Annotated in this window: 21 protein-coding genes; 12 read left to right on the top strand and 9 right to left on the bottom strand. The window is 63.2% G+C overall.

Annotation, left to right across the window (positions count from 1 at the left end; translation table 11 throughout):
• Positions 1–135: 135 nt before the first annotated feature.
• Positions 136–1,305, top strand: coding sequence for an ADP-forming succinate--CoA ligase subunit beta (gene sucC / locus C7T36_RS27985; RefSeq protein ID WP_045069199.1), 1,170 nt, complete (start codon positions 136–138; stop codon positions 1,303–1,305).
• A 15-nt stretch (positions 1,306–1,320) separates the two neighbouring features.
• The gene (gene sucD, locus C7T36_RS27990) at positions 1,321–2,223 is read left to right on the top strand and encodes a succinate--CoA ligase subunit alpha (protein WP_033234208.1); all 903 of its coding nucleotides are present in this window, start codon (positions 1,321–1,323) and stop codon (positions 2,221–2,223) included.
• A 139-nt stretch (positions 2,224–2,362) separates the two neighbouring features.
• Here the strand turns inward: sucD and C7T36_RS27995 are convergent, their stop codons facing one another.
• Complete coding sequence (locus C7T36_RS27995; RefSeq protein WP_045069201.1) at positions 2,363–2,986, bottom strand: YigZ family protein; 624 nt, start codon at positions 2,984–2,986, stop codon at positions 2,363–2,365.
• An 86-nt stretch (positions 2,987–3,072) separates the two neighbouring features.
• Here C7T36_RS27995 and C7T36_RS28000 point away from each other — a divergent pair, with 86 nt between their 5' ends.
• From C7T36_RS28000 to purH, 4 genes are all read left to right on the top strand, one after another.
• Positions 3,073–4,050, top strand: coding sequence for a DUF5336 domain-containing protein (locus C7T36_RS28000; RefSeq protein ID WP_045069202.1), 978 nt, complete (start codon positions 3,073–3,075; stop codon positions 4,048–4,050).
• Between the two features lie 71 nt (positions 4,051–4,121).
• Complete coding sequence (locus C7T36_RS28005; protein WP_045069820.1) at positions 4,122–5,675, top strand: DUF6350 family protein; 1,554 nt, start codon at positions 4,122–4,124, stop codon at positions 5,673–5,675.
• Positions 5,676–5,732: 57 nt separating this feature from the next.
• Positions 5,733–6,374, top strand: a complete 642-nt coding sequence (gene purN / locus C7T36_RS28010) for a phosphoribosylglycinamide formyltransferase (RefSeq protein ID WP_045069204.1) — start codon at positions 5,733–5,735, stop codon at positions 6,372–6,374.
• A complete protein-coding gene (gene purH / locus C7T36_RS28015; protein ID WP_033234212.1) occupies positions 6,367–7,926 on the top strand; it encodes a bifunctional phosphoribosylaminoimidazolecarboxamide formyltransferase/IMP cyclohydrolase in 1,560 nt (519 codons plus the stop codon). The genes purN and purH overlap by 8 nt, the downstream gene beginning before the upstream one ends.
• An 84-nt stretch (positions 7,927–8,010) precedes the next feature.
• On the opposite strand, the gene C7T36_RS28020 is transcribed toward purH, so the two are convergent.
• Together C7T36_RS28020 and C7T36_RS28030 are read right to left on the bottom strand one after the other, a co-directional pair.
• Positions 8,011–8,232 (bottom strand): hypothetical protein, encoded by a 222-nt coding sequence (locus tag C7T36_RS28020; protein WP_045069206.1) that lies wholly within the window; start codon positions 8,230–8,232, stop codon positions 8,011–8,013.
• Positions 8,233–8,728: 496 nt separating this feature from the next.
• Positions 8,729–9,538 carry an alpha/beta hydrolase gene (locus C7T36_RS28030; RefSeq protein ID WP_375129672.1) on the bottom strand — a complete coding sequence of 270 codons (810 nt, stop codon included), beginning with the start codon at positions 9,536–9,538 and terminating at the stop codon, positions 8,729–8,731.
• Positions 9,539–9,552: 14 nt separating this feature from the next.
• Between C7T36_RS28030 and C7T36_RS30840 the strand changes: the two genes are divergently transcribed.
• Complete coding sequence (locus C7T36_RS30840) at positions 9,553–9,600, top strand: hypothetical protein (RefSeq protein ID WP_353805916.1); 48 nt, start codon at positions 9,553–9,555, stop codon at positions 9,598–9,600.
• Between the two features lie 124 nt (positions 9,601–9,724).
• Here C7T36_RS30840 and C7T36_RS28035 read toward each other — a convergent pair whose 3' ends face one another.
• On the bottom strand, positions 9,725–10,297 hold the full coding sequence (locus tag C7T36_RS28035; RefSeq protein WP_033234215.1) for a DUF4126 domain-containing protein: 573 nt from the start codon (positions 10,295–10,297) through the stop codon (positions 9,725–9,727).
• Positions 10,298–10,371: 74 nt separating this feature from the next.
• Here C7T36_RS28035 and C7T36_RS28040 point away from each other — a divergent pair, with 74 nt between their 5' ends.
• The 3 genes from C7T36_RS28040 to C7T36_RS28050 are packed head-to-tail and all read left to right on the top strand — an operon-like array spanning position 10,372 to position 14,154.
• Positions 10,372–10,776, top strand: a complete 405-nt coding sequence (locus tag C7T36_RS28040) for a VOC family protein (RefSeq protein WP_033234216.1) — start codon at positions 10,372–10,374, stop codon at positions 10,774–10,776.
• Between the two features lie 53 nt (positions 10,777–10,829).
• Positions 10,830–12,206, top strand: coding sequence for an ATP-binding protein (locus tag C7T36_RS28045; RefSeq protein WP_106939832.1), 1,377 nt, complete (start codon positions 10,830–10,832; stop codon positions 12,204–12,206).
• A 10-nt stretch (positions 12,207–12,216) separates the two neighbouring features.
• Positions 12,217–14,154, top strand: a complete 1,938-nt coding sequence (locus C7T36_RS28050; RefSeq protein ID WP_045069211.1) for a VWA domain-containing protein — start codon at positions 12,217–12,219, stop codon at positions 14,152–14,154.
• Here the strand turns inward: C7T36_RS28050 and C7T36_RS28055 are convergent.
• Positions 14,151–15,176 carry an agmatine/peptidylarginine deiminase gene (locus C7T36_RS28055; RefSeq protein ID WP_045069214.1) on the bottom strand — a complete coding sequence of 342 codons (1,026 nt, stop codon included), beginning with the start codon at positions 15,174–15,176 and terminating at the stop codon, positions 14,151–14,153. The genes C7T36_RS28050 and C7T36_RS28055 overlap by 4 nt on opposite strands.
• On the bottom strand, positions 15,176–16,120 hold the full coding sequence (locus C7T36_RS28060; RefSeq protein ID WP_045069216.1) for a nitrilase-related carbon-nitrogen hydrolase: 945 nt from the start codon (positions 16,118–16,120) through the stop codon (positions 15,176–15,178). Before C7T36_RS28060 ends, C7T36_RS28055 begins: the two co-directional genes overlap by 1 nt.
• 149 nt (positions 16,121–16,269) lie before the next feature.
• Here C7T36_RS28060 and C7T36_RS28065 point away from each other — a divergent pair, with 149 nt between their 5' ends.
• Positions 16,270–16,881 carry a TetR/AcrR family transcriptional regulator C-terminal domain-containing protein gene (locus C7T36_RS28065; protein WP_033234220.1) on the top strand — a complete coding sequence of 204 codons (612 nt, stop codon included), beginning with the start codon at positions 16,270–16,272 and terminating at the stop codon, positions 16,879–16,881.
• On the opposite strand, the gene C7T36_RS28070 is transcribed toward C7T36_RS28065, so the two are convergent.
• From C7T36_RS28070 to C7T36_RS28080, 3 genes are all read right to left on the bottom strand, one after another.
• Positions 16,868–18,421, bottom strand: coding sequence for an APC family permease (locus C7T36_RS28070; protein WP_033234221.1), 1,554 nt, complete (start codon positions 18,419–18,421; stop codon positions 16,868–16,870). The genes C7T36_RS28065 and C7T36_RS28070 overlap by 14 nt on opposite strands.
• Complete coding sequence (locus tag C7T36_RS28075; RefSeq protein WP_033234222.1) at positions 18,418–19,317, bottom strand: universal stress protein; 900 nt, start codon at positions 19,315–19,317, stop codon at positions 18,418–18,420. Before C7T36_RS28075 ends, C7T36_RS28070 begins: the two co-directional genes overlap by 4 nt.
• Positions 19,318–19,408: 91 nt before the next feature.
• Positions 19,409–20,839 carry a gamma-aminobutyraldehyde dehydrogenase gene (locus tag C7T36_RS28080; RefSeq protein ID WP_045069219.1) on the bottom strand — a complete coding sequence of 477 codons (1,431 nt, stop codon included), beginning with the start codon at positions 20,837–20,839 and terminating at the stop codon, positions 19,409–19,411.
• Positions 20,840–21,008: 169 nt separating this feature from the next.
• Here C7T36_RS28080 and C7T36_RS28085 point away from each other — a divergent pair, with 169 nt between their 5' ends.
• The gene (locus tag C7T36_RS28085) at positions 21,009–22,526 is read left to right on the top strand and encodes a PucR family transcriptional regulator (RefSeq protein WP_045069222.1); all 1,518 of its coding nucleotides are present in this window, start codon (positions 21,009–21,011) and stop codon (positions 22,524–22,526) included.
• Positions 22,527–22,546 lie beyond the last annotated feature (20 nt).

The following is a 22,546-nucleotide window of genomic DNA, read 5'->3' on the forward strand; positions in this document are numbered from 1 at the left end:
ACCTGGCGATGTCGCGTGACATGGGCCACATAGCATGTATGCGGGCGCAAACCGAACGCAGCAACTGGTTAAAGTCCAGAACAGACCCGCTCCTACCCCTCGAGCGGGTGTCAACGCAGACGAGACGGTGAGCAGATGGATCTCTTCGAATACCAGGCGAAGGAACTCTTCGCCAAGCACGGAGTGCCGACTTCGGCTGGGCGTGTTACGGACACGGTCGCAGGAGCACGCGAGATTGCCGAAGAAATCGGCAAGCCCGTAATGATCAAGGCGCAGGTCAAGGTCGGTGGCCGCGGCAAGGCCGGTGGCGTGAAGTACTCGCCCGACGTGGATGCCGCAGTGGCAAACGCAGAAGCAATCCTCGGCCTGGACATCAAGGGCCATGTTGTCAAGAAGCTGCTGGTCGCAGAGGCAAGTGACATTGCCGAGGAGTACTACATCTCCTTCCTGCTCGACCGCACCAACCGCACCTACCTGGCCATGTGCTCGGTAGAGGGTGGCGTCGAGATCGAGGTCACCGCCGAGGAGAACCCCGACGCTCTCGCGAAGATCCCCGTCGACGCAGTCAAGGGCGTCGACCTCGCGTTCGCGCGCAGCATCGCCGAGGCAGGAAAGCTGCCCGCTGAGGTGCTCGACGCAGCGGCCGTCACGATCCAGAAGCTGTGGGAGGTCTTCATCAACGAGGACGCACTCCTCGTCGAGGTCAACCCCCTCGTTCGCACGCCTGACGATCAGATCCTCGCCCTCGACGGCAAGGTCACCCTCGACGAGAACGCAGCGTTCCGTCAGCCCGGCCACGAGGCATTCGAGGATCGCGACGCAACCGATCCCCTCGAGCTCAAGGCCAAGGAAAACGACCTCAACTACGTCAAGCTCGACGGTGAGGTCGGAATCATCGGCAACGGCGCAGGCCTGGTCATGTCCACCCTGGACGTCGTCGCATACGCAGGCGAGAACCACGGTGGCGTCAAGCCCGCCAACTTCCTCGACATCGGCGGCGGAGCTTCCGCTGCAGTCATGGCTGCCGGCCTGGATGTCATCCTGAACGACGCACAGGTCAAGAGCGTGTTCGTCAACGTCTTCGGCGGCATCACCGCTTGTGACGCAGTTGCCAACGGCATCGTCGGCGCACTGAAGACCCTGGGCGACGAGGCCAACAAGCCGCTCGTCGTTCGCCTGGACGGAAACAACGTCGAAGAGGGTCGTCGTATCCTCGCCGAGGCCAACCACCCGCTGGTCACGGTCGTCGCAACCATGGACGAGGCCGCCGACAAGGCCGCCGAACTCGCTCACGCAGCGAAGTAAGGGACTCACAGAACAATGGCAATCTTCCTCACCAAGGATTCAAAGGTCATCGTCCAGGGCATCACCGGCGGCGAGGGCACCAAGCACACCGCTCTGATGCTCAAGGCCGGCACCCAGGTCGTCGGCGGCGTCAACGCTCGCAAGGCCGGCACCACGGTCTCGCACGTTGCTGCTGACGGTTCCGCTGTCGAGCTCCCCGTCTTCGCGACGGTCGAAGAAGCAATCAAGGAGACCGGCGCAGACGTTTCCATCGCGTTTGTTCCCCCGGCCTTCTCGAAGGACGCCATCGTCGAGGCCATCGACGCGGAGATCCCGCTCCTCGTGGTCATCACCGAGGGCATCCCGGTCCAGGACTCCGCTTACGCTTGGGCGTACAACGAGTCCAAGGGCAAGAAGACGCGCATCATCGGACCGAACTGCCCCGGCATCATCACCCCGGGTGAGGCTCTCGTCGGCATCACGCCCGCCAACATTGCGGGCACCGGCCCCATCGGCCTGGTCTCCAAGTCGGGCACCCTGACCTACCAGATGATGTACGAACTCCGTGACTTCGGCTTCTCCACCGCCATCGGCATCGGCGGCGACCCGGTCATCGGTACGACGCACATCGATGCCATCGAGGCATTCGAGAACGATCCCGACACCAAGGTCATCGTGATGATCGGTGAAATCGGTGGCGATGCAGAAGAGCGCGCAGCCGATTACATCAAGGCTCACGTCACCAAGCCGGTTGTCGGCTACGTGGCAGGCTTCACCGCTCCCGAAGGCAAGACAATGGGCCACGCAGGCGCCATCGTCTCCGGTTCCTCGGGAACGGCTCAGGCTAAGCAGGAAGCTCTCGAAGCTGCCGGCGTGAAGGTCGGCAAGACGCCGTCCGCCACCGCTGCTCTCGCACGCGAGATCCTTCAGAGCCTCTAAGTTCGTTTCGCGGAGCGTAGTGCTTCGTGTTGAACTGCAGCTTGTCTGAACACAGCTTGTCTGAACTACAGTGCCCGCAATCAGGTTTTCCTGGTTGCGGGCGTTGTTCGTCACTGTGACATGTCTGTCGCCGGGCGGCTCAGACGTCGACCCACGTATCGCCTGCGGTTTCGAGTTGGCCGGCGCCTGAGGTGATCGATGCCACCGTCGACGCAAGGTGTTCGGGGTCGTGAGTGGCAAGTGTCAGAACAGCTTTCGATCCGTAGTCGGTCCCAAGGACCACAACTCCGCGGGCGCGCAGTTCGGCCTCGACGCGTCCGGCCTCCCCATGCCGAATTGCCAAGGTGTGCAACGTTCGTCGCTCGCGGCCGACCAGCGTGGCAGAATCCACCGCAACCGACACTGCGCCGGAATATGCGCGTACCAAACCGCCTGCGCCCAGTTTGATGCCTCCGAAATATCGTGTCACGACCACGATTACGTCCACGAGGTCACGCGCCTTGAGTACCTGCAACATCGGAATCCCGGCTGTGCCGCCGGGCTCACCGTCGTCGTCGGCGCGTTCGGACCGCGACGATGCGTCGTAGCCCACCACGAATGCCGAACAATGATGGCGCGCATCCGGATACAGTGATTTCTGTTCGGCCAGGAACTGTTTTGCGCCCTCGGTGTCGTCGATTCTGCGGAGGGAGGCGATGAACCGCGAGTGCTTCACTTCCGTCTCGACAGTGTGATCCGCGCCGGGAGCAAGAGTGAAGGGCATCTGCCCATTGTCTCCTGTCGGTGTTGGCGTGAGAAGACAAGGCACATAGGCTGGAATCGACAACCGTCCGTCCACGAGGGGAAGCCATGACGTTCACACCGCAAGGGTCAAATTTCGGAGGATCCTCGTACGGATCGCCGACGCCCCCGAACGCAGGCGGTGGGGCCAAGATCGGTTTCTTCTTGACCATCGCGGTAGCCGCGTTGGGAATCGTCAACTTTCTGCTCGGGTTCGCTCCCTTCACCTCGATCACGAGTTCCGGTGTCGGTTCCGACGTGAGCACCACGTCCAGCTTCTTCGAAACCAGTGTCTACGGACTCGGATTCCTTTTTGCCGGCGGTGTTCTGGCTGCGGTGTCATTGCTGCCGCAGCAACGCTACGCAGGGATATTTGCCGCGTTGTCCCTGGTCGGATATGTCTCGTTGGTGTTCACCGCGTTCAGCCTCGGTTCGACGGATTACCTCGACATCGGCTTCGGATGGGGATTGATCGTCGTCCTCGTCCTCGGCTTTGTGCAGACCGTCGTCGCAGTGGCCGCGTTCCTCTTCGACATCGGAATCCTCAAGGCCCCCGCGCCCAGGCCGGTAGCTCCCCAGGCCTTCGGTCAGGGCTACCAGCAGTACGGCCAGCCGCAGCAGCAGATGTACCAGCAAGGCCAGCCGGGGCAGCCGCAGCAGGGCCAGGCGCAGCAGTACGGGGCCCAGAGCCAGCCCTACGGACAGCAGTACGGTCAAACGCCGCAGCCCGGTTCGCAGCAGCAGGGATACGCGAGCGGCTACGGCGCGACACCCGCAGAAACTACCGACACGTCGGGCCAACAAGCCCAGCAGTACGGCGGGTACGCGCAGCCGACGCCCCAGTACCCCTCCGGGCAGCAGCCTCCGGCCGGGTACCCGTCTACCCAGCCCGCCCCTGCCCAGCACCAAGCGGGGCCGTACCAGCCCACCCCAGCCCAGCCCACCGGCTTCGAAGCTCCCGCAGCCCCCGAAACCGGCGAGAGCACAGACCCAGCGGCCGAGACTCGAGCTTTCGATTCTCGGAACCCCGACGAGCGTCAGCAGTAAGGGGTTTTCGGATTCGTCCCGGGCGGCGCGCCTGAGTGCGCGCCGCGATGTCGGGTGAAATCCTCGAGGGGATGAATTCTTTGACTGATCGAACACGACCACGCCCTTCCGCCGGTCAGCAAACACGAGGCCGCACGTCGCTGCGCACACCCACGCCGGAAGCAGACCAGACCAGAACACTGCTCACCGTGGCCTTCCGGTCATCGGGAATGGCGATCCTGCTGATCTCGGCCGTCGTAGTCGTGACGCTGGTATCGGCGAGTAGTGATCTGACCGGAACATTCGGCGCCATCGCAACGACGTGGCTGGCTATTCATCAAGTTCCCGTTGTCATCGACGACGTTCAACTCGGTGTGCTGCCGTTGCTCCCGACCGCACTCATGATGTGGGTGGTGGCGCGGCGATGTGCGTCGGCGGCAACACTCGCCGATACGCGGATAGCAGTAGCGCGACTGGTGGGCGCAGCCGTGGCGGGGCCTCTCACGGTGACCGCGATCTGCCTGGTCGTTGTTGCCGACGCGTCCGCTGCAATCCCGCTGTCGAGTCCCAATGCGTTGAGCGCGTTCGGTTGGGTCGCCGGAATTCACCTGGTAGCCGCGACGGTCGGCGTTGTTGTCGCGCACTGGCAGATCATCGAACTTGAGCTTCCGCGGTGGGCATCCGCCGCCGTTCGCCCCGGTGCCTGGACGACAACAGCGCTGCTGGCAGCGGGATCTATTGCCGTTCTGTGTGCGCTGCTCATCTCCTGGTCCACCGTCGGGGATCTTCTTGCCCGTGGCGGCGGTTTTGTCGGCGTGCTGGGTCTGACCGTGCTGTCGCTGCTGTACCTGCCCAACCTTGTTGTCGGTGCGGTCGCCGTCATGACGGGCGCAAGCGCCGATATCGGTGAGGTGTCCACCAGTGTGTTCGGCAACATAGGCGGCGACCTTCCACCGCTTCCGGTTCTCGGAGCCGTCCCGGCCGGCACGGGCGGAGGGTTCTGGCCAGTACTCCTCGTTGTTCCGGTCGTGATCGGGATTTATCTGGGACGAGACTGCGCACGCCGCGTCGGCGGGCAGGACGGAATCCTCACCGCCGTTGCCGCCGCGTTCATGAGCGGAACAGTGATCGCGCTCCTCGCCCTCGCCAGCGGAGGGGAGCTGGGGTACTTCGGTGCCGTCGAGGTGACCTGGTGGGCCGTCGGGTTCTTGACCTTCGGCTGGTTGGCGCTGTTCGGATCGATCAGTGCACTGATCACGACGTGGTTGCAGCATCGGGCGGTTCCTGCACCGGAGCCCACGGTGACGGCACCGCCGGCCCAGCAGGCTGAAACAGCTGAGTCCGAAGGCGACGACACGGACTCGGACACGGACACGGACTCGGACTCGGATTCTACGGATGAATCGGTGGACGAAACTGGTTCGGTGCAAGAGTCGGAGACCGAGGAGACCGAGGAGACCGAGGAGACCGAGGAGCCTGCCGAGTCTGCGGTGTCTGCGGAGTCTGCGGAGATCGAGGCGCCGGAACTCGCGGCTGAAGAAAGCCAGGCTGCAGAGGTCGAGGTCGACGCTGTAACCGTCGTCGAGGATTCTGCCGAAGAGTCTGCGACCGACCTGCCCTCACCGGTGAAAGACCCCAGCGACTAAGCTGTCGTCTGGCCGATTATCCGGCCACACCATCTTCTAGATCTCAGGAGTAGAGCGCTGACTGCCTCGGCCCACGACCTGCAGCAGACGACGCCTACTCGCGTCGTGGTTCTCGCGTCCGGAGCGGGAACCCTCCTGAAGTCGCTCATCGAAGCGTCGTACACCGAAAACTACCCCGCGCAGATCGTTGCCGTCGGTGTCGATCGTGACTGCGCTGCCACCGAACATGCCGGAGCCGCGGAGATTCCCGCGTTCAAGGTATCGATCAAGGATTTTGCCGACCGCGCCGCCTGGGACATGGCACTGACCTCCGCTGTTGCGCAGCACAAGCCGGATCTGGTGGTGAGCGCCGGCTTCATGAAGATCCTCGGACCCAGTTTCCTGGCGAAATTCGGTGGACGGATCATCAACACCCACCCCGCGTTGCTGCCCGCCTTCCCCGGCGCGCACGCGGTTCCCGACGCGATGGCGTACGGCGTCAAGGTCACCGGATCGACGGTGCATCTGGTCGACGACGGCGTGGACACCGGGCCGATTCTGGCCCAAGAACCTGTGGCAGTGCTTCCGGGCGACACCGAGTCGTCTTTGCACGAGCGCATCAAAGTTGTAGAGCGGCGGTTGTTGGCGGACGTTATCGCCGCTGTCGCTACACACGGAGTAGTTTCCGATGGACGAAAGGCCGTGATCCCCAGTGAGTGAACGCAAGGCTGTGCGCCGCGCTCTTGTCAGTGTTTACGACAAGAGCGGTCTGATCGAGCTGGCAACGGGTCTGCACGAGGCCGGTGTCGAGTTGGTGTCGACCGGCTCGACCGCGTCGAAGATCGCCGACGCCGGCATCCCCGTGACCCCGGTGGAGGCTCTGACCGGATTCCCCGAATGCCTCGAAGGTCGAGTGAAGACGCTGCATCCGCGCGTCCACGCCGGCGTTCTGGCCGACACCCGCAAGCCGGATCACCTCGCTCAGCTCGAGGAACTCGGCATCGCGACTTTCGAACTCGTTGTAGTCAACCTGTACCCGTTCACGGCGACGGTTGCTTCGGGCGCGACGCCGGACGAGTGCGTCGAGCAGATCGACATCGGCGGTCCGTCGATGGTGCGCGCGGCTGCGAAGAACCACCCGTCGGTTGCTGTTGTGGTCGATCCGGCCCGTTACGCCGACGTTCTGACGGCCGTTGCCGGCGGCGGATTCACGCTGCGTGAGCGCACTGTCCTTGCCGCGCAGGCGTTTCAGCACACCGCGTCGTACGACGTGGCTGTCGCGAGCTGGATGACCAGCACCATTGCTGCAGACGAAGACGGCTCGCAGTTCCCAGCCTGGGTCGGTGCCACCTGGAACCGCAGCGCCGTTCTGCGTTACGGCGAGAACCCGCATCAGGATGCCGCTCTGTACGAAAACCCGGCTGCTCCGGCAGGTTTGGCTCAGGCCGAGCAGGTGCACGGCAAGGAAATGTCGTACAACAACTACACGGACTCCGACGCCGCCTGGCGCGCAGCCTACGACTTCGCCGATCCGGCAGTCGCAATCATCAAGCACGCCAACCCTTGTGGCATTGCGGTCGGCGCCGATATCGCCGAGGCCCACCGCAAGGCGCATGCGTGCGACCCGGTCAGTGCTTTTGGTGGCGTCATCGCAGCCAACCGTGAGGTCACCGTCGAACTGGCCGAGCAGATCGCCGACATCTTCACCGAGGTTGTCATCGCGCCGTCCTATGCAGACGGAGCAGTCGAGGTTCTGCAGCGTAAGAAGAACATTCGTGTTCTCAAAGCTGCCGCACCGACCGCTACCGGCATCGAGCTTCGCCCCATCTCCGGTGGCACCTTGCTGCAGCAGCGTGACGTCCTCGACGCCGATGGTGACAACCCGGCTAACTGGACTCTCGCCAACGGCGAAGCGGCAGATGCGGAAACGCTCAAGGATCTGGAATTCGCTTGGCGCGCAAGCCGCTCCGTGAAGTCCAACGCAATCCTGCTGGCTAAGGGCGGCGCCTCGGTTGGCGTCGGCATGGGCCAGGTCAACCGTGTGGATGCTGCGCATCTTGCGGTCCAGCGCGCCGGCGATCGTGTTGTCGGTTCGGTGGCCGCGTCCGACGCGTTCTTCCCGTTCCCCGACGGACTCCAGGTTCTCTTGACCGCAGGCGTCAAGGCTGTTGTTCAGCCCGGCGGTTCCGTTCGTGACAACGAGGTGATCGAGGCTGCCAAGGAAGCCGGCGTCACTCTCTACCTGACAGGTGCGCGCCACTTCGCGCACTGATCAACTTCGTGTGAAGCGGGCCTCGACGTGAATGTCGGGGCCCGTTTTCTTTCGTCTCTTGCTTCTCGAGGTTTGTGTATCGGGTCAGGCAGCGTGGGTGTGTGTTCCCTGGAGTTCACGCGGAGTTCCGGTGATCACGACGCGGGAAGCGCCGCGGGCGCGGATCTCGCTGATCAAATCGCCAAGAGTCGCTTCGTGGGCCGCGTCGGAGTGCGAGAGGTCCAGTGTGACGGCGTAACCGCTCAGGTCGGAGGGCAGATCGGCATACGGGGGCGCGGTGGACAGTTGGTTGACTCGAAGTTTCATGTTGTTCTCCTGCATGTGAAAGGTAAAAGAAAAGGCACCCGAGGCTTTTGCCCTGGGTGCCCGAAAACGGATCCGATCAATCGGTGGATCATTCTCGGGGGACACCGCGCTTATGGCTGATGTGCTTGTGATTCATCGCCTTACCGGCCATACGATCTGCCGATGTGCCGGCGGAAAAAATCTGTACGGGGGCGGTGCAACTGCGCCACGAAAGCGCGGATGCAAAGTTCGGGTGAAGCGTCATCTGATCCGTGCCTTTCTCGTTCGGCGTAGCTGGTTAATGGATGACCGTACAGGACGCTGCCAGGGATTGCACCAATAAAAACCAACACAAACGTAAACTCCGTGTGACTTTTGTCCCGGCGTTCTGCGTCGCGCAGCTGCTCTTTGTGCAGGTCCAGTACCAAAAATGAAAGTCCCCTCGCGATGATTCGCAAGGGGACTTTCATATCGAAAAACAAGGCCGTCCGGTCTGTATGCAGCCCGGGGTGGCGGCTCAGCGGAGTGAGCGAACCCAGGCAGCAAACGGCTCGGCAAACTCGCTCGAGTACGGCAGGGGTGCGACGTAATCGGGGCCCGTCGAGTGCTCGTCACCGAGATCCTTGAGTACGAAACTCGCGTTCTTCATCCGTACCGAGGTGAGCGCGGTATGAGCGAGAGCCTCGTCGAGTGCCGCGACCTCGGCCGGAACGATCTGGATGTCCTTGGCCGAGCAACTGGTGAGGACCGGCATGCCGGCTGGAAGCGACGCCACCAGTGCAACCGGGTCCAGTGCATCTTCCTCGGCGAGAGCCTTGGCATTTGCGTACACCAGTCCGGCATTGCGGAGAGGTTCGGGAAGATCGTCGGGAACCGTGCCGTCACTGCGCAACGATTCGACTGCGCCGGCGAGCGCCACTCGAAGCTCGTCAGCCAATTCGACCGGCAACTGCCCGGCCCCGACAACCGCGTCGAGTTGCCCGTGAATCTGGTTGGTCAGAAGGTCGAGGAGCCTGATGCTCAGCGGTTCGACCAGAGCGAGTGCATGGACGCGGGAACCGCCGTGACCGGTGGCCACGGCAAGAGCCACCACCGCGCCGTCGCTGTGACCGATGATGATCAGTCGCTCGGCGTCGACGCCGGGTTGCGCTGTCAGGAAGTCGAGACCGGAAGAGGCCGCGTCGACGTACGTGTTGAAACCGAGATCTGCGATGTCGTCGACCTCGTACGGTCCCAAGCCGGTTTCGCCGCTGCCGATCTTGTCGTAACGCAGACTCGAAATACCCTGTTCTTCAAGGAGATCCGCGATGAACCGAAGCGTACCGATATCGCCTTCGAGGAGTGCGCTGTCGCCGTTGCGATCGGTGGGACCGCTACCCGCCAGGATGAGCGCGGCAGGTGCTTGTACGTCTGGAGTCGTGGCGAGGCGCAGGCTCCCGAAGAGGGTGACGTCGCCGGATTGAAACGTGATCTCGGTGTCGGACATGACGACCTGTCTACCAGGTTCGGATGTTCAGGCGGTACGCGCACCGCGGAGGCGGCGCAGGCCCCGCCAACTGAACCACAAGAGGGCGGCAAGCAGCGGAATGATCAGGAGCGGAAGGATCATCGCAATCAACGACGTGAAGAACGTCAGCACGTCCTCGACGACCGAGAGCACAGGGTTGGCGAGCCCACCGGTGGTTGCCGTACTGACCGCTCGCGCGCCGGTCTGCGCGGAGCTGAAGGTCAGTGCCGTTGGTGCCCCGACGATGATGGCGGCTATCCCCGCCACCGCAGGATCAAGATGACTGAACGCGGCCCAGGCCGCGATCACCCCGGCGATGGGACCGGTGACATTGCCGACTACGGATAGCGCGTTGTCGACAAAGGGAATGAGGTCGGCACCCAATTCGACGACCGCGGCGATCGCCAGCGCCACCAGAGCGCCGGTCGATCCGATCCACTGCATCGACTCGCCGACAGTGATCCCGAACAGCTCGAAATGGACGGCAGCGCTCAGCATCAGCAGCGGCAGGAACGTTCGCATCCCCGAAGCTGCGGCAAGGCCGAGGCCGAGCATGGCGGGTAAGACCCAGGTATCCATGGGTGGAGTTTAGGTCTGGATTTCATCGCGTACGGGTATAAAGGCACACACCAAACCATCGGAAAGGAACTTTCATGCCGACCATGTTCTTCCTCAACCTGCCCGTCAAGGACCTGGGCAAGGCCACAGCCTTCTACGAGGGGCTCGGGTACGCCAAGAACCCACAGTTCTCCGACGACAACGCGTCGTCGATCGTCATCAGCGACGAAATTGTCGTGATGTTGCTGGCAGAGCCATTTTTCAAGACCTTCACGTCGAAGGAAATTGCCGACACGTCTACGTCGACGGAAGCGCTGTTGGGTCTGTCGGCGGAGACTCGCGAGGCAGTGGACACCATCGTCGACAAGGCTCTGGCAACAGGTGGCAGCGCTGGAAATGCCACTCAGGACCACGGATTCATGTACTCCCGCAGCTTCCAGGATCCCGACGGCCACATCTGGGAAATCATCTGGATGGACCAGTCTCAGGTGCAGGGCTGACCTCGAATCTTTCTCGGCGCGCGGCGCAATCGCGCAAATGCTCGTAACTTGGTGTGGTGACTGTCGCCAAGACCCTCGGTGAGCTACGCGCCGCCGGACACGTGCAACGAAGTGTCAAAGAAGAAATTCGGGAGAACCTTCTCGCCGCGTTGCGGGACGGCCGCGATCCTTGGCCCGGCATAGTCGGGTTCGAGGACACTGTCGCTCCGCAACTCGAGCGGGCCCTGATCGCCGGCCACGACGTCGTCCTACTCGGCGAACGTGGGCAGGGCAAGACAAGAGTGCTTCGAACGCTCAGCTTGCTGCTCGACGAATGGACGCCCGTCATCGAAGGATCGGAGCTGGGGGAGCATCCCTACGAGCCGATCACGCCGGCTTCGATTCGTCGAGCCGAGGAACTGGGCGACGATCTGCCGGTGGTGTGGCGTCACCGCAGCGAGCGGTACTCCGAGAAACTTGCGACCCCTGATACCTCGGTCGCGGACCTGATCGGTGACGTCGATCCGGTCAAGGTCGCGGAGGGGCGCAGCCTCGGTGACCCAGAGACCATTCACTTCGGCCTCGTTCCCCGAGCGCACCGCGGAATTGTGGCGATCAACGAACTTCCGGACCTCGCCGAGCGCATCCAGGTGTCGCTTCTCAACGTGATGGAAGAGCGGGACATCCAGGTTCGTGGATACACGTTGCGGCTCCCGCTCGACGTACTGTTGGTGGCGAGCGCCAACCCCGAGGACTACACCAACCGCGGGCGCATCATCACCCCGCTCAAAGACCGTTTCGGTGCTGAGATCCGTACCCACTATCCGGTCGAGTTGATGGACGAAATCGCTGTGATCGAGCAGGAAGCGCATCTCGCAGCGGAGGTTCCCGACTACCTGCTCGAGATCCTTGCCCGCTTCACCCGACTGCTCCGTGAATCCACGTCTGTCGACCAGCGTTCGGGTGTGTCGGCACGGTTTGCCGTGGCCGGTGCCGAGACGGTCAGTGCCGCAGCAGTACGACGCGCCGCGGTCCTCGGTGAGGCGGATGCTGTTGCGAGACCGGTAGATCTGGACTCGGTCGTGGAAGTTCTGCGCGGCAAGGTGGAGTTCGAATCCGGCGAAGAGGGCCGCGAACTGGAAGTGCTCGAGCACCTGTTGCGTCGAGCGACGGCAGACACCGTTCGGGTGCGCCTCGGTGGAATCGACCTGGGAATGTTGGTTGCCGCCGTGGAGATGGGCAATACCGTCGTCACGGGTGAATCCGTCACGGCCAAGGCGCTTCTCGAAGAACTGCCCGAGATCGAGGTTCTGGACGAGATCGCCGAACGTCTTGGTGCCCAATCCGACGGTGAGCGTGCCGCTGGTGCCGAGTTGGCGCTCGAAGGGCTCTACCTCGCGCGCCGGATCTCCAAAGATCAAGGCCCGGGCGGCCGCTCGGTGTACTCGTAAGGAGCGGGCGATGATTCACAATCCGCGCTATGGACCATACGACGGCGGCCCCGATCCGCTGGCACCGCCGGTGGACCTGCGCGATGCGTTGGCGGCGATCGGTGACGACGTGCTGTCCGGGACGTCGCCTCGCCACGCGCTGCGCGAGCTTCTGCGGCGCGGCAACCGGGACATGCGTGGGCTCGACGACCTTGCCGCCCAGGCCAATCGGCGTCGACGTGAACTGCTGCGCCGCAACAACCTCGGCGGAACTCTCGACGAGGCCCGGAAATTGCTGGACAAGGCGGTGCTCGAAGAGCGCAAGGAGTTGGCGCGCGCTCTCGACGACGATGCCAGGTTCAACGAAATGCGCATCGAGGAGTTGCCGCCGTCGACGGCTCAGGCGGTTCAGGAACTGGCCGATTACAACTGGCGCAGCGAGCAGGCGAGAGCCGACTACGAGAAGATTCGTGATCTTCTCGGACGCGAGGTTCTCGATCAGCGTTTTTCGGGAATGAAGCAGGCACTCGAGGGCGCTACCGACGAGGATCGTGAGCAGATTCGCCAGATGCTGGCCGATCTGAATCAACTGCTCGACGCTCATGCACGTGGGGTTGACACTCCGGAGCAGTTCACGGAGTTCATGGACAAATACGGAGAGTATTTTCCCGACAACCCCAGCAATGTCGAGGAACTTCTCGACTCCCTCGCGCAACGCGCCGCTGCCGCGCAGCGCCTACGAAACTCGCTGTCTCAAGAGCAACGTGACGAGTTGGATGCTTTGGCGCAGCAGGCTTTCGGTGATCCGAGCCTGATCGACGAACTCGGCAAGTTGGATCAGCATCTGCAGGCCGCCCGGCCGGGGGAGGACTGGGAAGGTTCGCAGCAGTTCCGCGGGGACAACGGAATGGGCTTGGGTGAGGGGACTGGCGCACTGTCCGATATCGCCGAGCTGGAATCGTTGGCCGATCAACTCTCGCAACAGTATGCGGGCGCAGGGCTCGACGACATCGACCCCGAACTGCTCGCGAGGCAACTCGGTGACGAAGCCGCAGCTGACGCTCGCACCCTGGCCGACCTCGAAAAGGCCTTGCAGGAACAGGGTTTCTTCGATCGGGCACCCGACGGCCAATGGCGCTTGTCGCCCAAGGCGATGCGCCAACTCGGACAGACGGCACTGCGCGACGTTGCCGGTCAGTTGTCATCCAGAAACGGACAACGAGATACGCGTCGGGCCGGCTCGATGGGTGAACCCACCGGGGCGAGCCGGGAATGGGAATTCGGGGACACAGAACCCTGGGACGTCACGAGAACGATCACCAACGCTGTGCTGCGTGACCCGGGCCGAATGCCGGTGCGGCTGAGCGTCGTCGACGTCGAAGTTGCCGAAACGGAGCAGCGCAGTCAGGCTGCCGTCGCATTGTTGGTGGACACGTCGTTCTCCATGGTGATGGAAGATCGGTGGGTACCGATGAAGCGCACCGCGCTGGCGCTCAATCATCTGGTGAGCACCCGTTTCCGCAGTGACGAACTGCAACTCATCGCCTTCGGACGCCACGCGCATGTGTTGAACCCGTCGGAGTTGGCGGGACTGGACGGCGCGTGGGATCAGGGAACCAACCTCCACCATGCACTCTTGTTGGCGGCCAGGCACCTTCGACGCCATTCCAACGCGCAGCCGGTGGTGCTGATCGTCACCGACGGTGAGCCGACGGCTCATCTCGAAGCGGACGGAGAAGCACGGTTCGACTACCCGCCGAGTGCGCGAACCCTGGGACTTACGGTTCGTGCACTCGACGCGGTGGCCAGGCTAGGCGCCAAGGTCACGTTCTTCCGGCTCGGTGAGGATCCCGGTCTGGCCAGGGTGGTCGACCGAATGGCGCACCGGGTGGGCGGACGCGTCATAGCTCCTGATGTCGACGGCCTCGGCGCAGCCGTGGTCAGCGACTACATGCGGGGCCGTCACTAGTTTTGCTCGGCCGGCTGATGTTGGGTGATGCAATGGATGCCGCCGCCGCGTTCGAACAGAGGCCTCGCGTCGACGGTGACGACGGTGCGTCCTGGATAGGCGGCTGCAAGAATCTCGACCGCTTCCGCGTCGGCGGGATCGTCGAAGCTGCAGGCGATCACTCCGCGGTTGACCACGAGGTGGTTGATGTAGCTGTAGTCGACGAATCCCTCGTCGTCGCGCAGGATCTCGGGAGCGGGAACACGGATGACCTTCCACGGCCGTCCGCCGACATCGGTCGAGCGTTCGAACAACTCGATGATGGTCTTGCTGACGGCGTAGTCGGGGTGCATGGGGTTGCGCTGGTCGTGGACCAGTACCACTCCGGGGGACGAGATGGCAGCGACGATGTCGACGTGTCCGCGGGTTCCGTAGGTCTCCTGATCGCGAGTCAAGCCGCGCGGCAGCCAGATCACGTGCTTGGCGCCGATGGTGCGGGCGAGTTCGGCCTCGATGTCCGCCTTTGTCAGATCGGGATTGCGTCCCGGATCGAGTTGGACGGTTTCGGTGACCAACACGGTGCCGAGGCCGTCGACCGCAATGCCGCCGCCCTCGTTGACGAGTGGTGAGTCGATCAACTGGGCACCGGATTGTTCGACGACAAACGCGCCGATTTTCGAGTCCTTGTCCCACTGCGCCCAATCCTGTGCGCCCCAGCCGTTGAACACCCAGTCGACTCCGCCGAGGCGGCCCTCGTCGGACAAGACGAACGTCGGCCCGATGTCGCGCATCCAGGCGTCGTTGAGCGGCGCTACGACGATATCGATCTTCTCGGACAGGTACTTTCGTGCTTCTTCGACCTCCGCCGGGTCGACGACGACGGTGACCGGCTCGAATTCTGCGATGGCGTGGGCAACTGCAGCCCACGTCGACCGCGCTTCGTGCTGCTGCTCCGCAGTGTCCCCAAGGGAGTATCCGGCGCTGGGGTAGGCCATCCAGGTACGTTCGTGCGGTTCACTTTCCGCGGGCATACGCCAGGTCATCAGTTGGCTCCCGCGGTGTTCACCGGTGCGGTCAGGGCCGCGTAGGTGTCGGGTCGGCGAGTGGCCAGGAACGGGAACAGTGCAAGCCAGTCCTCGCGCTGCTGAAGATCGAGATCGGCTACCAGCACAGCGGATTCGTCACGGGGAGCCTGAACGAGGATGCGTCCGTACGGGTCCGAGATGAAGGACGAACCGTAGAAGGTGATGAGACCTTCGCTGCCGTGGCGGTTGGGGACAACCATGAAGGTGCCGTTCGCGATACCGTTTCCGACGATCACCTGCTGCCACAGCGGTTGGGTGTCGAAGTTCGGGTGATCGGGCTCCGAGCCGATCGCCGTGGGGTACACCAGGACCTGTGCACCGGCGAGTGAGTAAGCGCGCGCGACCTCGGGGAACCACTCGTCCCAGCACGTCGGGAGTCCGAACTTGGCGCCGAGTGCCTCGTGAACGGGGTACGCGTCCTGCGCCGGGCCTCCTCGGAAGTACGTGTCCTCGTAGTACCCGGCGGTCACCGGAATGTGGAGCTTGCGGGTTCTCCCGAGAAGTTCACCGGCGGGCGAGACGAGGATCGCGGTGTTGAAGCCCAGTCCGTCCTCGGCCTCGCTGCGCTCGTACAGCGACGCATGAACGAGTACTTGGTTCTCGGCGGCAGCCTTGGCTGCGAAGGCGAGCGTGGGTCCGGTGAGCAGGTCTTCCGCTTGGCGTCCGGGATTGTCGGCGGCGGGGGTGGAGGCCGGGTAGCGGCTGAGCGTCAGCTCCGGGAGGAAGACCACGCAAGCGCCCAGCTTCGCTGCGGCCGCGATGCCTTCGCTCAGTTCGGTATGGAGGTCGCTGCGGTCCTCGTGCCAGCGATGTTGGACGAGGCCGACGCGCAGTGGGGCAGACGTGGACTGCGCTGTCGCGGCCGGCGACTCGGGCGGAGTGAGGGCGGTGATCGTCAGCATGGGGTTTCCTCAGTACTCGGATGTTCGACGTTCAACGTAAAACGAATGTGATTCGTTAAGTATGGTGGGTGAGCGCTGATTGATCAAGGACTTTCGAGGAATTGTTTTTTGCGGCGCACCGAACGGTGTGGATCACTACAGGAGGACATATGCCGCGGCCATCGCAACGACTGCTCTCGCCCGAAATCATCACCGAGGCGGCAATCGAATCGGTGGACGAAACCGGCGACTTCACCATGCCGGGACTCGCGGGAAGACTGAAGGTGCGACCGTCCTCGTTGTACAACCATGTGTCCGGGCGGGCCGAGATCGTCGAACTGATGAGAGCTCAATTGATGGCGGGCATCGACCTCCGATCGGTTGACGGTTCGTGGACCGACACCGTAGCGGCGTTGGCGTCCGAATATCGGCGCAGCTATGCCGAGCATCCTCGCTTGATCCCGCTCTTCACTGCCCAGACGGTGCAAGCCGGTGTTGCCTTCGGTCTGTACAACGCACTGGCGCAGGCATTTTCGGACGGTGGGTTCGATCCGTCGGCGACGCTCCACGCGATCACGACGGTAGACAGTTTTGTTCTCGGTTCCGCGCTCGATCTGGCAGCGCCGGAGGTCCAATGGGCCGCCGGGCCGGAAGTGAACGACGCGATGAAGGCGGCATTGGCAACGTCCGGGAAAAATCCCGAACGTGCCGATGCCGCCTTCGAATTCGGTTTGCGCGTGCTGATGGCTGGGTTGGTTGCCCAGTCTCCTAAGTCGAGCTGAGATCGCTTTCGTCGCGCAACGCGACCGTGTCGCGGTTGAGGGTCTTGCCCTCGAAGAACTCCGGGTTGCGCACGCGCATCACCATCATCAGTACGGCGCCGAGGATCAGGATTCCGAAGCCCAGGAAGAACACCAGGCCGATTCCGCCGATCGAAGCGCCACTCGCATTCTCGGGATCCATGCTCTCTTGGATCGAGATGACGAACACCGCGAGCAGCATCAGGCCACCCAGTAGCGGGAACGCCAGTCGGAAGACGAAGTTGCGCATGCTGTCGAACACCGTCCGGCGGAAGTACCAGACACACGCAAATGCCGTGATGCCGTAGTACCAGCAGATCATGATGCCCAGCGCAGCGATCGTGTCGAGGAGAGCGCTTTCGGAGAGGAACGTGACAACGGTGTAGAACACCGCCGTCACAACGCCGGCAACCACGGTCGCGTAAGACGGCACCAGGAACCGCGGGGATACCTCGGCAAGCTTCTTGGGAAAGGCTCCGTAGGCTCCCATCGCGAGCATGGTTCGTGCGGCCGGGAGGAACGTGGTCTGGAGGCTGGCGACCGAGGATACGAAGACGGCAAGGAAGAGGAGCATTCCGCCCCAGTCGCCCAGCACGGGGTCTGCCAATGCGCCGAAGACGTTCTCCGAATTCTCGGGATTACCGAGTCCGAGGCCTTCCTCGCCGACACCGGCGTACATCATCGCGGCAACGGCAACCAGCAGATAGGTCAGGAGAATGGTTGCAACACACAGTAGTCCGGCGCGGCCCGGGGTCTTCTTGGGGTTCTTCGACTCCTCACCCAACGTCAGGCACGTGTCCCAGCCCCAGAAGGCGAAGATCGATCCGGTCAGTCCGATGACAAAAGCGCCGATGGCGAGTCCGCTGAACGGGTTGAACCAGCTGAGGTCGAACGACAATCCGGCCGGGGCGTCTCCGGCACCGACGTGAACGAGCGCGACGACGGCAAAGACGACGAGCAGCACCATCTGGAAGCCGACGAGTGCGAACTGCACACGCTCGCTCGTGGTGATTCCTCGACTCGCTATCCAGGTGGCCAGGGCGATGAACACCAGCGTCGTGCCGACGTTGACAAGTTTGTTACCCGGTAGATCCGCGATCGACGGATTGTCGACCACCCGCGCGATGAACAGATAGAAGAAGTCGACGGCAATGGCGGCGAGATTCGAGAGCACGATGATGGTGGCGATCACCATGCCCCAACCGCACATCCAGCCGACGTACGGGCCGAATGCCTTGGTGGACCACGTGAATGACGCCCCGCAGTCTGGAGTATCGGAGTTCAGTTCGCGATATGCGTACGCGGTGAGGAACATCGGAATGAAGCCGGCGATGAAGATGGCGGGCATCTTGAGGCCGACGGCGGCGACGATCAATCCGATACTGGCGGTCAGGGTGTAACCCGGTGCCACGGAAGAGATTCCGAGAACTGCGCCGGAGATCATCCCGATCTTGCCGGTGGCGAGACCTTTGGAACTCAGTTCGTTGCCTGCAGGTGGCTGCGAAGTTTCGTTGCTCGTCATGACAGTGCCTCCGGCTGGGTGAATTCGTGCTTGGGCACTACGACCATGGGAACGGGCAACACGCGCAGCATCTTGGCGGCGGTGGAGCCCAGAAAAAGTTTGCGCGGCTGCGCGAGGCGACTGGAACCGACCATCACGAGATCGCCGTCCTGCCAGTCGAGTTGACGCACTGCCGATTCCACAGTGGAACCGTCGGCGATGATGACCTCGATCGGAACATCCTCGGGGAGCGCAGCCCTTGCGACGTCGAGTGTGTCCTGAGCGTGACTTCGCGCGCGCTCTCTCGCCGACTCGGCAGTGTCGCGGTGATCGCGGAGATCGTTCTGCGGGTCCAACGCCACCAGTGAGACCAGGCGCAGCGGAACGTGCATTTGTTCGCTGGTGCGCACAGCCGTGTTCAAGACGATATCGGCGCCGACACGGGTACCGAGTGCACACGTGATCTCGCGGATCGCCGACGCCGACGAGTGTCGGGTTCCGCGCGGTGCCAGTGCAACCGGGACGTGGGCCGAGTGCAACAGTTCGGTGGACACCGAACCTATCGAGTGGCGGCCGAGCAGACCGTCGCCGGACGCACCCACCACAATCGCCAGCGCGCCCAGTCGGTCCACTTCGTCGAGTAGTCCCTGAGCAAACGACTCGTGGAAGCTCAGATGTACTTCGACCGGGATGTCCTCGGGCACCGACGCTCGAGCCTCGGCAAGCCACTCGTGCGCGCGGGCGGCGAGGATGTCGTCGTAGCCGGGTTCCGAGGGAATCTTGGCCGGGAGGGTTCGGTCCGGAGGGAGCACCATGCAGATGTCGAGTTGCGCGCCGAGACTGCGCGCGAGCTGCGTCCCGAGGACCAGCCCGTCTTTACCGCTGGGTGTGGCGAGGTATCCGACGATAAGGCGCATGGTGGCTCTTTTCCGGATTGGAGGAATCTGCTGTGCGCCTTTGTTAACCGCGGGCGGTTAACAAAGGCGCACAGCAGGAAGGGGCGGCGACTCAGTCGTGCGAACTCATGACGTGCTTGAGGCGGGTGTAATCCTCGACTCCGTAGGCGGAGAGATCCTTGCCGTAGCCGGAGTACTTGAAGCCGCCGTGCGGCATCTCGGCGACGAGCGGGATGTGGCAGTTGATCCACACCGCTCCGAAGTCGAGGGCCGCGGAGAGCCGTTGGGTGACACCGTGATCCTTGGTCCAGATGCTCGAGGCAAGGCCGAACCGAACGTCGTTGGCGAGGGCGATCGCCTCCTCTTCGTCGGAGAAGCTCTGGACCGTGAGGATGGGACCGAAGGTTTCTTCCTGCACGATGTCGTCGGACTGCGCGACACCGGTGATGATCGTCGGCTCGAAGAAGAATCCGGTTTCGCCTGAACGCTTTCCACCGGTCACGATCGTGGCCGACGCCGGCAGGTTCGCGATCTTGTCGCTCACGGTGTTGAAGTGGTTGATGTTGTTGAGCGGACCGTAGAACGCATCAGGGTCGGAAGGCGCGCCGGGGCGCAGCTTTTCGGCGTTACGCACCAGTGCGTCGACAAGCTGATCGTGAATGGATTCGTGGACGATCACGCGGGTGGCTGCGGTGCAGTCCTGGCCGCCGTTGAAGAACGCGGCCTCGGCGATGCCGGTTGCGGTCTTTTCGATGTCGACGTCGTCGAACACGATGGCCGGTGCCTTGCCGCCCAGTTCGAGGTGGGCGCGCTTGAGTTGCTGCGCTGCGGATACGGCGACCGCGATGCCTGCACGTACCGAACCGGTGATGGAGACAAGACCGAGGGCCGGATTCTCCACCAACGTCGCGCCGGTACTGCCGTTGCCGAGCACGACGTTGAACACGCCGTCCGGCAGGATTCCCTTGGACAGCTTGGCCAGTACCAGCGTGCTGCCCGGTGTGGTGTCGCTCGGCTTGAGGACGATCGTGTTGCCGGCAGCGAGTGCGGGCCCGATCTTCCACAGCGCCATCATGAACGGGTAGTTCCACGGCGTGACCTGACCGACGACGCCGATGGGCTCACGACGGACGTAGGAGGTGAAACCCTCCATGTATTCCCCGGCGGCCTTACCTTCGAGGAGGCGGGCAGCGCCGGCGAAGAAACGCATCTGATCGGCCCCGACCTTGACTTCCTCGTCGGCGATCATCTGGTGAGCCTGGCCGGTATTTGCGCTCTCGGCGGCGACGATTTCGTCGCTGTGCGCTTCGATCGCGTCGGCGAGTTTGAGAAGCGCGGCCTGACGGACACTCGGCGTTGTCTTGCCCCACGTCTCGAATGCGCGTTGTGCGGCTTCAACGGCGGCGTCCACATCGGCTTTGGTCGAGATCGGAGCACGCCCGACGATGCTTTCATCCACCGGGCTGATCAGGTCGAGCGTTTCCGTCGCGGACGAGGCGACAAATTCACCGTTGATGTAGTTCTCGAGTACGACGATCGACATCGGTACCGGTTCCTCTCGCGGTCGAACGAGTTCGCAGTCCAGACGAAGCGCCACGAACCCGCACTGTGTGGGGCTGTGTCAGCAAGTGTGCGCTGACTCACAGATTTCGACAGCTGCCAAAAAGTCGAAATCTTTTGGGATCGACGCGCCGAGTTGTACAGTCCAGCGCATGACGATCCCCGTGCGGTGGATGTTGGCGCAGGAAGACCTTGCTTTGGAACTCAAAGGCGGGGCAGAAGGCGTCGGTCGAGAAATCACGTTTGCGCACGCCACGGAACTGCTTGACCCGTTCCGTTGGCTGACCGGAGGTGAATTCATCCTCACGACCGGCATCAGATTGCCGTCGACTGCGCAGAAACGTGGGCGGTATCTCCGCATGCTCGACGCGGCCGGCGTGGCCGCGGTCGGATTCGGCACCGGGCTCTCGTACCCCGAGGTGCCGGCCGACCTTGTTACCGTCGCTGACGAAATCGGCCTGCCGTTGATCGAGGTGCCGTTGCCGACTCCCTTTGCCGCTGTGGTGAAACGAGTGATGAGCCGGTTGGCCGAACAGGAATACGAAGCGGTTCTGCGGGCATCGCGGGCACAGCCGAAGATGACGCGCGCCGTTATCGCCGGTGGAACCGCCTCGACGGTGCGTGAACTCGCCATCGCGACGTCGGCGACCGTCCTGTTGCTCGACGTGGCCGGTCGGGTGCTCGAGAGTTACCCCGAACTGCCGGCCGACGACGTGATCGAGGAACTGCGGGGGACTCTGGGCGGCGGCGCGTCCAGCAGCGTCACCCTCGCGAGTTCGGGGGCGTCCATCGCGGCGCAACGGATATCCGTCGGCCGAACACTTCACGGATACCTGGCGGTGATCAGCGCGTCGTCGCTGAGCTACGTCGACCAGATCCTACTCGGTCACGCAAACTCGTTGCTGGCGTTGGACTTCGAGAAGCCGGCTAGGTTGCAGGCAACGCAGAATCAACTGAACTCGCACGCGCTTGGCCTGCTGTTGACCGAGGATCGCGATCCCGCGCCGGCGTGGCAGCAGATTCGGGCGGCGGCAGACGGGGACGGCATGATCCGTGGTCTCACGGTGCTGGCCGACACGCCCGACATTGCGACGCGCGTCGCGGGAGAAATTGCGTCGTTCCTGAACAAGGCCGGCCGGCAACTCTTCTCACGTATCCACGATGCCCGGGTCACGGTTGTTCTGCGTGGAACCGACGACGTCGACTTCGTTCGAGCGCTGCTGCGAGATGTGTCGACCGGTGACCGCCGTTCGTTGCGGGTGGGACTGAGTGGCAAACGTGAGGTTCTGGCACTAGCGGCCACGGTCGAGCAATCACAGCTCTGCGCGTCGGCGGCGGAAACCGGTGGGGAGCCTTTGGAATTCGCAGCTCTCACAGGGAGCGTGCTACTCGCGTTCAGTTCAACCCGAGAAGTGCTGAACACGTTGGCGGAAACGATGATCGCCCCGCTCGATCGCTACGACCGCGACAACGGCACCGAACTGCTGGCGTCGTTGCGGGCTTTCCTCGAGGCCAACGGGCATTGGGAAGCAGCGGCTATCGCCATGGGCGTTCATCGGCATACTCTGCGCAGCCGAATTGCCAAGGTGGAGACGCTGATCGACTGCAGTCTGGACGTGGCACGGGTGCGAGCGGAGTTGCTACTCGCGATCATTGCCCGGCAGTCGTGACCGCTGAAACGAGCGGTCAC

The sequence above is a fragment of the Rhodococcus sp. AD45-ID genome (assembly GCF_003023755.1).
Taxonomy (GTDB): domain Bacteria; phylum Actinomycetota; class Actinomycetes; order Mycobacteriales; family Mycobacteriaceae; genus Rhodococcus_F; species Rhodococcus_F globerula.